This is a genomic window from Clostridium sp. AM28-20LB, from assembly GCF_003480665.1.
Taxonomy (GTDB): Bacteria; Bacillota; Clostridia; order Lachnospirales; family Lachnospiraceae; genus Otoolea; species Otoolea fessa.
Map to the genome: position 1 here is coordinate 540031 of NZ_QUJN01000001.1, position 12944 is coordinate 552974.

General features: G+C 49.6%; 12 protein-coding genes. 2 read left to right on the top strand and 10 right to left on the bottom strand.

The genetic code is table 11. From position 1 onward, the window contains the following. Positions 1–15: 15 nt before the first annotated feature. Positions 16–3024 (bottom strand): efflux RND transporter permease subunit, encoded by a 3009-nt coding sequence (locus DW739_RS02480; RefSeq protein WP_118742571.1) that lies wholly within the window; start codon positions 3022–3024, stop codon positions 16–18. A 19-nt stretch (positions 3025–3043) separates the two neighbouring features. Continuing rightward, entirely contained in the window at positions 3044–4336 is a 1293-nt protein-coding gene (locus DW739_RS02485) for an efflux RND transporter periplasmic adaptor subunit (RefSeq protein WP_243023717.1), read from the bottom strand. A gap of 207 nt (positions 4337–4543) precedes the next feature. Here DW739_RS02485 and DW739_RS02490 point away from each other — a divergent pair, with 207 nt between their 5' ends. Further along, positions 4544–5221, top strand: coding sequence for a response regulator transcription factor (locus DW739_RS02490; RefSeq protein WP_022360261.1), 678 nt, complete (start codon positions 4544–4546; stop codon positions 5219–5221). Next, positions 5218–6285 (top strand): HAMP domain-containing sensor histidine kinase, encoded by a 1068-nt coding sequence (locus DW739_RS02495; protein WP_022360262.1) that lies wholly within the window; start codon positions 5218–5220, stop codon positions 6283–6285. Before DW739_RS02490 ends, DW739_RS02495 begins: the two co-directional genes overlap by 4 nt. Positions 6286–6553: 268 nt before the next feature. Here DW739_RS02495 and DW739_RS02500 read toward each other — a convergent pair whose 3' ends face one another. The 8 genes from DW739_RS02500 to gmk form a co-directional block, all read right to left on the bottom strand. Further along, complete coding sequence (locus DW739_RS02500) at positions 6554–6958, bottom strand: GerW family sporulation protein (RefSeq protein WP_022360264.1); 405 nt, start codon at positions 6956–6958, stop codon at positions 6554–6556. Position 6959: 1 nt separating this feature from the next. Next, the gene (locus DW739_RS02505; protein ID WP_118742572.1) at positions 6960–8057 is read right to left on the bottom strand and encodes a hypothetical protein; all 1098 of its coding nucleotides are present in this window, start codon (positions 8055–8057) and stop codon (positions 6960–6962) included. A gap of 122 nt (positions 8058–8179) precedes the next feature. After that, the gene (locus DW739_RS02510) at positions 8180–8518 is read right to left on the bottom strand and encodes a hypothetical protein (RefSeq protein WP_022360266.1); all 339 of its coding nucleotides are present in this window, start codon (positions 8516–8518) and stop codon (positions 8180–8182) included. Between the two features lie 103 nt (positions 8519–8621). Then, positions 8622–9875 carry a competence/damage-inducible protein A gene (locus DW739_RS02515; protein ID WP_118672883.1) on the bottom strand — a complete coding sequence of 418 codons (1254 nt, stop codon included), beginning with the start codon at positions 9873–9875 and terminating at the stop codon, positions 8622–8624. A gap of 1 nt (position 9876) precedes the next feature. Beyond that, positions 9877–10419, bottom strand: a complete 543-nt coding sequence (gene pgsA, locus DW739_RS02520; protein WP_117795511.1) for a CDP-diacylglycerol--glycerol-3-phosphate 3-phosphatidyltransferase — start codon at positions 10417–10419, stop codon at positions 9877–9879. Beyond that, a complete protein-coding gene (rimO, locus tag DW739_RS02525) occupies positions 10403–11746 on the bottom strand; it encodes a 30S ribosomal protein S12 methylthiotransferase RimO (RefSeq protein ID WP_118293188.1) in 1344 nt (447 codons plus the stop codon). Before rimO ends, pgsA begins: the two co-directional genes overlap by 17 nt. 274 nt (positions 11747–12020) lie before the next feature. Then, positions 12021–12275, bottom strand: coding sequence for a DNA-directed RNA polymerase subunit omega (rpoZ, locus tag DW739_RS02530; protein WP_022360270.1), 255 nt, complete (start codon positions 12273–12275; stop codon positions 12021–12023). 17 nt (positions 12276–12292) lie between these two features. Beyond that, positions 12293–12913: a guanylate kinase gene (gene gmk, locus DW739_RS02535; protein ID WP_022360271.1), complete on the bottom strand. Its 621-nt coding sequence runs from the start codon at positions 12911–12913 to the stop codon at positions 12293–12295. Positions 12914–12944 lie beyond the last annotated feature (31 nt).

The following is a 12944-nucleotide window of genomic DNA, read 5'->3' on the forward strand; positions in this document are numbered from 1 at the left end:
CTATTCTGTTTCCAATTAATCTATGTCCGGTATCTCTTCCTTCGGTTTCCGGCTCAGCAGTGCGTAATATACTGGAACCATGAAGAGCGCGACAATCACACCTGCGCTCAGACCGCCGATATCTACGATCGCCAGACCCTGTGTCGTGGAACCGCTGCTTCCGATTGCCAGTGCCATCGGAAGCATCGAGAGGATGGTTGTCATACTTGTCATCAGAATCGGTCGGATACGGGTCGCGCCTGCCTCGATGAGCGCTGTCCGCAGATCCATCGTGGAGCGATACTGGTTGACCGTATCCACGTAGAGAATACCGTTATTTACAACAGTTCCGACCAGAATCAGGAAGCCAAGCAGGGACGTCATACTGATGCTGACGCCGGTCAGCTTCAGTAATCCGAAGGAACCAACCAAACTGAACGGGATGGTCGTCATAACCATGATGGAAAACTTCACAGACTCAAACTGTGCCGCCATGACAACGAACACCAGGAATACTGCAATCGCAATCGCGCGGTACAGGGAGCTGAACTCACTCTTCATCATACGGTCACGGCTGTTCTGCCCAATGCTGATTGTACCGCTTAAGTTCGGAGTAATTACCTCACTGTTGATTTGCTGCTGTACATTATCACCGGTGTAATCGGCAGAGATTGTGATCTCATATGCACCGTCGGTTCTGGAAATCGAAGCCGGACTGTCCTCAAATACGACATTTGCCACATCGGTCAGTGCCACCTTCTGTCCGTTTGTTCCCGTCAAAATAATATCTTTTATGTTATCAACTGTCTCGTACTCGCCCTCCGGATACTCAACCGTTACCGTAATGTCCTCGCCGTCAATTTTAAGTGTCGTCGCGTCGATACCACTCAACATCTGGTTAATCGTCGTTCCGATACTGGAAGCCGTGAGTCCATACGCCTTTGCCATGACTGGATCAATCTTCAGGGTAATGATCGGTGCATTATTCTCAATACTGGAATGGATGTTGATGACATCCGTTCTTGCTGTCATTTCCTTGACAATCTTATCACTAACTTCTTTTAATTCATCATACTGCGTGCCGTGAAGAATCACTTCATAGCCGCGCTGTCTTCCCATGAAGCTCATGGAAGTCGATGCCGATACGTCGATCGTACAGTTTGCAATGTTATCCATCTCTTTCTGCCACTGATCGGCTACATCGTCTGTTTTCATGGTACGGTCATCTTTCAGATAGGCACTGATCTCGCCGCTGTCTCCGTTGTAACGCAGCATGTACGAATCAACCTGGTTGCTCGCGGAAACAATCGCCTCCGCTTCTGCCAGCGCCTCCTCGATCTTTTCCTGTTTCAGACCCGGACGCGTCTCAATGCTGACACTGACCGTACCGGTATCATCCGATGTCATCAGCTCCGTCTGCATTCCGCTCGCCAGAATTACCGTCAGTACAAGTACCAGAACCGAAAATCCCATAACCATCGCTTTGTGGTTTAACAGACGGTCCATGATGCCGCGGTACCATTTCTGTAAACGTTCAATCGGACGTCCCATCAGGGCGCGCTTCGCCTCGCTCGGTTTATAGAACAGATAGCACAATGGAACCACCGTCATCGCAGAAAGCAGGGACGCCGACATACAGAACACGATCGTGAATCCCAGCGGCTTGAACATCTGTCCGGTCATACCGTTTAAGAATGCCAGCGGCAGGAATACGACACAGGTCGTGATCGTCGAACCGATGATCGAGTTGATGACAATGCCGGTTCCGTGAAGCGCTGCTGAAAAATAGCCAAGCGCCCCCTTGTCTTCCTGCTCCGCCGTTGCACGGAAACAGCTCTCCAGTACAACGATCGAGTTATCGACCATCATGCCGACGCCGAGTACCAGCGCACTCATCGTGATAACGTTCAACGAAAATCCTGCCATCGTGATCGCAATCAAGGACATCAAAATCGAAGTCGGAATCGAGCTTCCGACGATCAGGGACGCCTTATAATCGCCAAAGAACAGAAAAATGATGAACATGGAGATGATAACCGCCAGAACCATTGTCTTTGCTACGTCTTTTAAGGAATCAAGAATCGTGTCAGATGTATCATTTGCAACCGTGATCGTCAGTTCCGAATCATCTGCCATCAATTCTTCAACTTTCTCTTTTACAGCCGAGGACACTTCCATATCTGTGCTGTCCTGCTGCTTCTGAATCGAAACGGAGATCGTCTCCTGACCGTTGTAACGGGAAATGCCGCCCCGGTCTTTCGTTGCCTCATACACATTTGCCACATCCGACAGAGAAATAATCTGTCCTGCCGGCGTCTTGATTGGAATATCCTGCAGCTCATTTACCTGTTCTGTTTTTAAGGAGGTAGTAACGGAAAGCTCCAGATTTCCGGCATCTGCCTCACCAGACGGGGATGCCACGTTCGCATCGTTAATCGCACTCGCAACATCCTGCATGGTCAGATTGTACTGATCCATTTTTTCAGACTGTAATTCAATGCTGACGTACTTAGAAGAACCGCCTCGCGTCTCAATTTTTGCAATTGAAGAAATTCGCTCTAATTCAGGTACTATCTTCTGATCCACATAATCGTAGAGGTTTGTCTGCGTCTTATGTGAAATCGAAAGCATCATGCTGTCTCCCTGATTGGAGTTCATCGACATAACGCTCGGTTCCACATCATCTGGAAGCGCCCGCTGGATATTGTCCAGTTTCTGCTTTAAGTTGTCATACGCCTCATCCATATCGGTGCCGTAATCGTACTGAAGCATGATCATCGAACGTCCATCGCTCGATGTGGAGGAAATCGTGTCCACGCCTTCCATCGTGCCGATCGCCTCCTCGATCGGTTCGGTTACCAGCTCGCTGATATCCTCCGGTCCTGCGCCTGAATAATTTGCCATAATAATCAGCATCGGCGTCTCCATATCCGGCATCTGCTCCAGCTTTGCCGAAAAGACCGATGAAATACCGAATACAACCAGACACAAAAGAGCCATGACAGTAGTAACCGGATGTTTCAGGATATATTTCGTTACTCCCATGTCTTACATTCCTCCTGTCCTACTGTTTCTGTCCATTTTTTGCATCGTTCGGAGCACCTGCACCACCCGCAGGCTGATCGTTTCCGCCATCTGCCGGAGCGCCCGCTTTCTGTCCATTTTCAGAGCCTGCCGGGGCATCGGCTTTCTGGTTTCCAGCTTCATCCGCTGCTGCCGCATCTGTTTCTTCACCCTTTAAGTTAACAGTTGAACCCTCATAAAGCTGGGAACTCCATGTACTGATGACGAGATCATCTGCCGTCAGCCCCGACTTGATCTCCGCCAGCTCTGTATTATAAAGCCCCACTTCGACTTCCACTTTATGTACCGTTCCGTCCTGGTAAACATAGACATTTCCAACGCCGTTATCATAGTAGATCGCATCTACCGGCACGGTCATGACATTCTCTGCACGCTCAGAAGTTACTGTTACCTTGACAGTACTTCCCGTTGAAAGGCTGTTCGCCTCCGGCAGCTCTGCCTTTATCTTAAACAGACCGTTGCTCTCGTCCGCCATGCTGCTGACATCGGTAATCACACCATCATAAGTCGTTCCATCTTTTACAATCGTCATCGCGTCGCCCTGGTTTAAGTTGCTCATAACACGCTCGGATACGAAGAACGATACCCTTTTATCTCCCTCACCGGAGATAACGCAGAGCTGCGCCTGCTGGTTGACATGATCATATACATCAATATCCATCGTCTCAATCTTGCCGGAGATCGGTGCGGTCACGGAACTGTATTCCACCTGACGATCGTAGTTTAATTTTGCCGATTCATAATTTAACTGTGCCGTCTTCGCCTGGTTCTGATACTGCTCCCATTCCTGATCAGAAATATCTCCTCCCTGATAAAGAAGCTGCATACGGCTTAAATTGCTCTGTGCCTCGGTCAGGTTAACAGAGGCGGAGTCCATCGCATTTTTCGCCGTCTCAACCTGTTCGGTATTGATCGTACAGAGAAGCTGACCCGCTGTCACCATATCACCGACGCTGACGTTGACGCCCGTCACATCGCCGGATGCCTTCGCATAGACATAGACAACGTCCGATGCCTCGACAGTACCGGATGTGCTGGTTGTCCGCTCGATTGTTCCGCTCTTTGGATTCTCAGCCGCAACCGTCGCCACATTGTCCATCTGCGTGTCCTGCATACCGCCCGGACCGCCCGGACCGCCGCCTGAACTTCCTTTGCTGCCACCCTTGAAACGTATAAAAAGCGCCGCAAGTACGAGCACCACCACCACCGCGATGATGGCTGTTTTCTTTTTATTCTGCTTTGCCGCTTCCATCAGAGAAGATAGTTTACTCATTTCGCATATTCCTTTCTGTTTTTTCCTAATTGTCCCTAGTATAACATCCCATTTTTAAACGAGTTTCAACTACATATAAACTGAATGTAAACGAACCGTGAAAAAAATGTGTTGCACCGTTCACAATCAGTTTAAACTTATGTGGTATACTATGAGTACTTATGATATTACATCTTTTTAATTGAATTATAGGGAGGTTTTACGGATATGTTTCACATTCTTGTGGTAGAAGATGATGCGAAACTGCGTTCCCTGTTCTGCACGGTACTCACCAACAATGGTTATCTGGCGCTTCCGGCAGAAAGCGGCGAAAAAGCATTATCTCTTTTAGATTCTGAATATGTAGATCTCATTATTTCGGATATTATGATGTCCGGAATGGACGGATATGAACTGATTGATCACCTGCGGACGAGTGGATTTACGATGCCGATCCTGATTATCACCGCCAAAGAGCGCTTCGAAGACAAGCAGCGCGGCTTTCAGGCAGGCACGGATGACTACATGGTGAAGCCGATCGATGTCAATGAGATGGTTCTGCGGGTTGGCGCCCTGCTCAAACGCGCCAAGATCGCGACGGAGCATCGGATTGTCTGCCAAAATACGATTCTCGACTACGATGCACTGACGGTCACGGTCAACGGGCAGGAGACGCTTCTGCCGCAGAAAGAATTTTATCTTCTATATAAATTACTTTCTTATCCAAATAAGATTTTCACGAGGCAGCAGCTCATGGACGAAATCTGGGGGCTTGACTCGACAACCGACGAACGGACGGTCGATGTGCATGTCAACCGGCTGCGCGAACGGTTTAAAAACTGCGATGATTTTATCATCATGACCGTGCGGGGTCTCGGCTATAAGGCGGTGAAAACAGAAGCATGATCAGCAAGAACTTTACCAAATATTTCCAGATTCCACTCTACTGGCTGACCCTCCTGGTCTTTTTCTTCCTGGTGTCCTCGTTGATACCGATGCTGACCGGATATTTTGTCTCGCTGCTCACAAGCGGAACAGATAAACACGAAGTTTTTCGGATTTTCGGTCCGAATTTTCCGCGCCTGATGTCATTTTTGAGCAGCCTTGCGTTCAGTATCGCGCTGTCGCTGTTCCTCTGGTCGAAAATCCTCTGCCCGATCGGTTCCATAAGCCTTGCCGCTAAGCAGGTAGCAGACGGAGACTTTTCTGTTCATGTGCCAAATTCGAAGTCTTTGCAGGCGATCTGTGAACTAACCGACAATTTTAACCGTATGGTGCAGGAGTTAAACAGCATCGAATCGCTGCGAAATGATTTCGTGACCACGGTTTCCCATGAGTTCAAGACACCGCTCGCCGCCATCGAGGGCTATGCGACATTGCTGCAGGATCCATCTCTCTCAGAGGCGGACCGGAATGAATACACGCGCATCATCATCGACAGCACGCGCCAGCTCACCACGATGACCGGCAACATTCTTCTGCTTTCCCGCCTGGAAAAGCAGGAGATCGTGACTGGCCGCACGACGTTCAGCCTCGACGAACAAATCCGGCAGGCGATTCTTCTGCTGGAACCGCTCTGGGAGAAAAAGCATCTGAATCTCGACATTGATCTGACGGCGTGCAAATTTTACGGCAACTGTGAGATGCTGCAGCAGGTCTGGATCAATCTCCTGCAAAATGCCATCAAATTCACTCCGGCTGGCGGTATGCTTTCTGCCAAACTCGTCATCACAGGAGATAAGGTGCGTGTCTCCATCCGCGATACCGGCGTCGGCATGGATGACGCCACGATGAAACGGATCTTTGAAAAATTTTACAGCAGGAACTCTGATCCCAATGAAAAGGGCAACGGGCTGGGACTTTCCATCACGAAACGGATCATCGACCTGATGCACGGTACCATCGAGGTATCCAGCCAGGTGGACGAGGGTAGCTGCTTTACAGTGATTCTGCCGCTTGAAAAAGCATAGAATCTCATCGGCAAAACATATTGTACCCGACAATCATCAGAGAAATGGCGATGCTGACCCATAGAAAATTCTTTGGGAAAATGAGCACCAGGGTCATGCCAAATCCCATTGAAAAAAGGACTAAACCAAATAAACGCTTCATAGAATGATACCTCTCTGAAATGTCTGTTTTCAAAAGAAGTTAAATAGCAGGCGATTATTGCCAGAGACATCTGACATTCGGTCGTGTGCTATGATCATTCTATGAAGCGTTTTGATTTTAATTTCTTTATTTCTTCTCTTCCATCTCGCCCGCCATCTTCTCAGCTGTCTGCATCGTCTCCGCATCGATCGGTCCGGTGCTTCCGCCGACAAATTTATTGACGAGATCCGGTGCCATGTCGAGAACCTTGGTCAATGCATCCTGATGCTTGATATTGACCACTTTCGTCATGCCATTCTGAATGACCAGCACCGCGCTCGGCGTCATCTTGGCGCTCATGCCGCCCGCATTCTTCTCTTTCGCCGACTGACCAAACGCGCCCGCCGCCATGCCGCAGGTTACATCCACGAGTGGAAGTATAATCGCATCGCCAACTGTCACCGGCTCTCCCACGACTGTCTTCGTCGTGACGAACTCATCCATACCCTGAAATAATGCACCGATTGTCGATGCAAACTGATTGTCTGCCATATTATCTTCCTCCTCGGTTTCTATATTTATAAACCTGTGTCCGTACATTCTTATCCATCCAGATCCGAAGCGCCATCAATGCCAGCACGCCAATCTGGACTCTGCCCCGGAACGAAAGCTCCCCGTCCAGCGCATTTGCATCCATGACCGGAGTCAAATCAATCTTCTTTCCGTAAACTGGATACAAAAAAGCCGCCACACTCAAAATTTGTCCCATCAAATAAGGATCCTCCACGCCAAACGTAACCTGCCCGGACAGCTTTCTGGGAAATATATGCCGCAGAACTCGCATGAGCTGGCGTTTGATCAGGCGAAATGACTTCTGATTTTCTTCATTTTCTATAAATGCAAGGACGGATTGGCGTTTGTGCTCTAGGTTGTTGATTCGGGTAAGCAGCTTTGAGAGGGATTGCCGCAGGGCGCTCCATTTTTGTTTGAACCAGCTAATGATTCTATGAAGGAACGATTCACGCTTTTCCTGGCTGGGATTTGATTTTAATTCATTCTTTGCCCGATGCGTTTTTCCTTCTGCCTCGGACACTCCCGCCTCCTTCACATCTGGAAATGCATCTGCATTCTTCACAGCTTGAGACATTTCCGCCTCCCTCTGCGCACTCCGTCTCTTCACCGCCTCCTCCAGCAGCCTGGCAGTTTCCTCCGCTTTCTCGATCGCGGCGTCTGTCTTCTCCGATGCTGCTTCCGCCCGCAAAATCAGTTCACCGGTGTCTAAATCAGCATCCTCTGTTTTCTCCTGCGCATTTACAAATTCCAGCTCATCCGAATCCGCTGCCTGCGTGCCTTCCCACACACGCCCAGATTCCGTATCTTTCTCTTCACTCTCACTCCCGAAAATCCGGAATCCAAACAACTTAACCGCATATCGAAGCCCATTTTCATAAGCAATCCGCAGCGACACCGCATGAAGCAGCCAATGGATATGCAGATGCACGCCAAAATCCTTGATACTGTGGTAGCTTCCGTTCCCCCGGTATCGAATCGGGACAAATAAAACCGCCAGCAGGCACAGAAACAACAGTCCCAGAATGACAAGAAGCAGGATTCCGAGTATTTTCAAGATTATGAACAAAATATGCAGCAATCCATCCCCTCCCACTTCTTATTCTTTCATTGACAAATTCATGTATCAGCTCTGTATCATATGATGTTGGGGTCAAAAGACATTTTCAGTCCAAAAAAACTTCATCAAAGGCTGCAAAATACTTACCTCTTTTTCCTCAGCCTGTCTTCCTTCTCTCTCAGATACGTCTTCACATCAAATCCACCCGTCTCGCGGTACGTCTCATCCACAATCCGCCCCACCGTCTCCACGGCATCCTGGTAGCTCGCGCCGACCCCTACGATCAGCAGATCCGCCTGCTCCCGGTAATAATTCTGCCGGAGCACATAGGCAGGCAGGATGTCAAGCAGGTTGTGTCCGCCTGAGGCAGGCGTGATCACGTGAACGCCCGGCTGTACCTTTCCGAGGCGGAGTTTCTGTAGAATCGAAAAACGATGCTTTTTAGCAGTTTCTCCCAGATACAGATATTTATACCAAATCATCGTCCCCGCCTCCTAAAAAAGGAGAGCCTGATCCATGGCGCTCTAAAAACAGCTCGTTTCCGGCTATTTTTCCCCGCCTGTCAGCTCTCCCTCCTTTACATGATCAATCTTTTTTATAATTCTTAATAATCGACCGTCTCAGCAGATCCAGTGCCTGAATCACCGTCTGCTCACGCACCTTCTCGCGGTTTCCGCGGAAATGGTATTCCTCTACTTTGACTTTATCCTTCATATAACATGCGATATAGACGAGTCCCACCGGCTTCTCCTCGGTTCCGCCGTCCGGTCCGGCGATGCCGGTCACAGCGATACAGGCATCCGCATCCGTCGTAAATACACCGCCTGCAGCCATCTCACGCGCCGTCTGTTCGCTGACCGCGCCGTATTTTTTCAGGGTCGCCTTGCTGACGCCCAGGATCTTTTTCTTTGCCTTGTTGGAATACGTCACGTATCCCTCGTTAAAGACCTCTGAAGCCCCCGGCACGTTGACGATGCGTCCGGCGATCAGACCGCCTGTGCAGGACTCTGCGGTTGTCACAGTCAGGTCGTATTTCTTTAAGAGGCGGACAACGACATCCTCCAGATTCTCATGCTCATCCGTCGTGTAAACCGCATTACCGAACCGTTTCTTGATCTCTTTGATAACCGGTTTTAACAGCTGTTTTGCTGCGTCTTCGCTCTCGGCTCTCGCGGTCACGCGCAGATGTACTTCTTTCGTCTTTGCATAGGTCGCAATCGTCGGGTTCGTCTGCTGGTCGATGAGGTCGAGAAGCATCTCCTCCACCTTGCTCTCCCCGTATCCGCAGATTTTGAGCATCTGGGAATAGATCACACAGTCAGATCGTTTCTGAATATAAGCACAAACCTGATCTTCCACCATCGGATACAGTTCGTTCGGCGGTCCCGGAAGAAGAATCGCGGTCTTACCGTTTTTCTCCAGAGCAAGTCCCGGAGCAGTGCCGTTTGTGTTGGAAAATACCACCGCGCCTTCCGGCACCAGCGCCTGACGCCAGTTGCTATCCGGAATATCGGTGCGCTTGCGCTGCCGGTACCACTCCTCCAGATGTGCCCGCACCTCCGGATCCTCGACTAACGGCATTCCCATCAGTTCCGCGCAGACATCCTTCGTGATATCATCCTCCGTCGGTCCCAGGCCGCCGCCGATGATAACGAGATCGGCTCTCGAAAGCGCCGTCCGGAAGACTTCTGTCATGCGCTCCCGATTGTCCCCTACCGTCGTCTGGTAATAGACGTTAAGCCCCAGCTTTGCACACGTTTCCGATAAATACTGCGCGTTGGTATTGACAATATTGCCAAGCAGCAGCTCTGTTCCTACCGAGATCAGTTCGACTATCATATCAGATACTCCCTTCTGTCAGTATTTTATGATTCTTGTAAATATAATCAACAAGTGACACAATCGTCAGCACCAGCGCGATCCAGACACAGATCGTCGTGACAAACGCAAGCGCCGGAATATCCAGAATCAACAACACCACCGATACCATCTGAAACGTCGTCTTAAATTTGCCCCAATAGCTGGCGGCGATGACAACTCCGTTGTCCGAGGCGATCAGACGGAATCCGCTGATGATAAACTCCCGGCTGATGATGATGATAACCATCCAGGCTGGAAGCGCGTTCAGCTCAATCAGGCAGATGAGCGCCGAGCACACTAGAAGCTTGTCCGCGAGCGGATCCATAAATTTTCCAAAGTTCGTAACCAGATTGTACTTTCTGGCAATCTTTCCATCCAGAAGATCGGTCAGGCTGGCTATGATAAACAGTGCCAGTGCAATCATACGGAAGGTATAGTTTTCACCATTCTGCCAGAGAAGGAAAAACACAAAAAACGGAATCATGATGACGCGAAGCGTCGTAAGCTTATTCGGTAAATTCATCAGCCAACTCTCCTATCAAATCATATTCGAGTGCTCCCGTTACGCGGACACGGCAGAAATCGCCGGACATCAGCGGAACATCCGCATTGACAAAAATCAAACCATCTACGTTCGGCGCGTCCTTATAGGTACGTCCCACGAAAGCATTCTCGTCTGCCACTTTTCCCTCGATCATAACCTCAAGCACACGGTCTTTCATATCCTCGGCTTTCTCAAAGGCAATCTCCTGCTGCAGCTCCATGATCTCGTCGCGGCGGTCTTCCTTGACCTCCTGCGGTACCTGATCCGGATATCCGGCTGCCGGTGTGTCCTCTTCTGCAGAGTATGCAAACACGCCCAAGCGGTCAAATTCCATCTCATCGACGAACCGCATCAGTTCCTCATGATCCTCCTGTGTCTCACCCGGGAAACCGGAAATTAAGGTCGTGCGGAGTGCAATATCTGGGATCTCTTCCCGCAGATGCGCGATCCGCTCCCGAAGCTCCGCCTGATTCGTGCGGCGTCCCATCCGCTTGAGAACGGCATCGCTCGCGTGCTGGATCGGAATATCCAGGTAATGACAGACTTTTTCTTCCGTCTTGATCGCCTGAATCAACTCCTCGGTGATCTCCTCCGGATAACAGTACTGGATACGGATCCATTCGATTCCATCGATCTGTGCCAGTTCATGTAAAAGTTTCGGCAGGGTCTTCTCTCCATACAAATCCACGCCGTAAAGCGTCGTCTCCTGTGCGACAAGAATCAGTTCCTTCACACCCTGATCCGCGAGCTCCTTTGCCTCTGCGAGAAGCTGCTCCATCGGCACACTGCGGTACGGTCCACGCAGGGACGGGATAATACAATAGGTACACCGTTTGTTACAGCCTTCGGAAATCTTTAAAAAAGCATAATGTCCGCCGGTCGTCACCAGACGTTTGCTCCGCATCTTCGTCTCCGGAAGTTCGGACAAATCGTGGAAATCAGATACCCTCTCGCCCTTCAGCGCCTCCGCCAGCACCTTGCTGACCTCATCATAGCTGGTCGTACCGAGAATACCGTCCACCTCCGGCACCTCCTGCAGGATCTCTTCCTTGTAACGCTGTGCCATACAGCCGCTGACTAAGAGCGCCTTGCAGGTTCCGCTCTTTTTGTACTCTGCCATCTCTAAGATGGTGTTGACACTCTCCTCCTTGGCATCGTTGATAAAGCAGCAGGTATTGACCAGAATGACATCTGCCTCCTGCTCGTCATCGGTAAACGTGTACCCGTCCTGGCTCAGCGAACCCAGCATACGCTCTGCATCGACCAGGTTTTTATCGCAGCCAAGGGATATACAAAGTAATTTCATTCAATTCTCTCCTAATACCATATTTAAAAAATTTCTGTAACCATAATCGATTTGAACCGTCACAAAAATTCTATATCGTAACTGTTCAGTACCTTCACAGTCACGCGCAAAAATCCATTAAAAATTGCCTACGGCAATGGGATTTTTACCTGCTGGCCCATGTTTTCGTACGGTCAGCGCAGTAAATGCGCAGACCTACTGAACAGTTACTCTATATCTAAGAAAAGACCATCTCCATGTACATAATGAACACGGGACGGTCTTCTGTCACCTTTTAGACCTCTTCCTCCGGGGAATCGTTCTCTGCTACAATTTTAACCTTAGAATGGTACAGCTCGTCGATCGCGATCGAAAGCGGTTTTCTTCCATTCTCAATGACCAGTGCCTCATCACCGGCGATCAGCTGTCTTGCACGCTTTGCAGTCGCAATTACGATGGAGTAACGGCTCTGAATCAGCGGTTCTTTCCCCGGCTCAGCCTCTTTGTTTACAACATTAATTAAGTCAAGATATGACGGACGCAGCATCATAATACATCTTTCTCCTTTCAGAATTGCTTCATCTCTTCTTTTATTTTTTCAATCAAAGTCTTGTGATTTTCTGTTCTGGCATGCATCGCCTGAATCAGTGCGTGCATTTCTTCTACACAGCGGTCTACCTCATCATTCACCAGAATGAAATCGTAGTCATCCATCTGCTTGGACTCCTCCGCTGCTCTCGAAAGCCGTGCGGCAATCTTCTCAGGTGTCTCGGTTCCACGACCTGCCAGCCGGTTTCTAAGCTCCCCGGCACTAGGCGGCGTGACAAAAATGAGAACTGCCTCCGGGAATTTCTTCTTGATTTTCAGGGCACCCTGAATCTCAATCTCCAAAAGGACATCCTTGCCCGCTTTCAGGTTGGAAAACACATACTCCTTCGGTGTGCCGTAATAGTTTCCGACATACTGGGCGTATTCGACCAGCTCATCGTGTTCGATCATCTGTTCGAACTCTTCCCGGGTCTTAAAGAAATACTCTCTTCCATCAACCTCGCCCTCGCGCGGTGCACGGGTGGTCGCGGAGATGGAAAGGGCATAATTGTCATACCGCTCCAGCAATGCACGCATCAATGTTCCCTTGCCTGCCCCTGAAAATCCGGATATAACTGCCAGTACTCCCTGATTATCCATATATTTCGCCTGCTTTCTAAATTCTATCTAT

What these genes read in the sequence shown, in the direction of transcription:
- rpoZ (WP_022360270.1), bottom strand. Translation starts at nt 12,275, where the DNA reads ATGATGCTGCGTCCGTCATATCTTGACTTAATTAATGTTGTAAACAAA.
- DW739_RS02500 (WP_022360264.1), bottom strand. Translation starts at nt 6,958, where the DNA reads ATGGCAGACAATCAGTTTGCATCGACAATCGGTGCATTATTTCAGGGT.
- DW739_RS02510 (WP_022360266.1), bottom strand. Translation starts at nt 8,518, where the DNA reads ATGATTTGGTATAAATATCTGTATCTGGGAGAAACTGCTAAAAAGCAT.
- rimO (WP_118293188.1), bottom strand. Translation starts at nt 11,746, where the DNA reads ATGAAATTACTTTGTATATCCCTTGGCTGCGATAAAAACCTGGTCGAT.
- DW739_RS02490 (WP_022360261.1), top strand. Translation starts at nt 4,544, where the DNA reads ATGTTTCACATTCTTGTGGTAGAAGATGATGCGAAACTGCGTTCCCTG.
- gmk (WP_022360271.1), bottom strand. Translation starts at nt 12,913, where the DNA reads ATGGATAATCAGGGAGTACTGGCAGTTATATCCGGATTTTCAGGGGCA.
- DW739_RS02485 (WP_243023717.1), bottom strand. Translation starts at nt 4,336, where the DNA reads ATGAGTAAACTATCTTCTCTGATGGAAGCGGCAAAGCAGAATAAAAAG.
- DW739_RS02495 (WP_022360262.1), top strand. Translation starts at nt 5,218, where the DNA reads ATGATCAGCAAGAACTTTACCAAATATTTCCAGATTCCACTCTACTGG.
- DW739_RS02515 (WP_118672883.1), bottom strand. Translation starts at nt 9,875, where the DNA reads ATGATAGTCGAACTGATCTCGGTAGGAACAGAGCTGCTGCTTGGCAAT.
- pgsA (WP_117795511.1), bottom strand. Translation starts at nt 10,419, where the DNA reads ATGAATTTACCGAATAAGCTTACGACGCTTCGCGTCATCATGATTCCG.
- DW739_RS02480 (WP_118742571.1), bottom strand. Translation starts at nt 3,024, where the DNA reads ATGGGAGTAACGAAATATATCCTGAAACATCCGGTTACTACTGTCATG.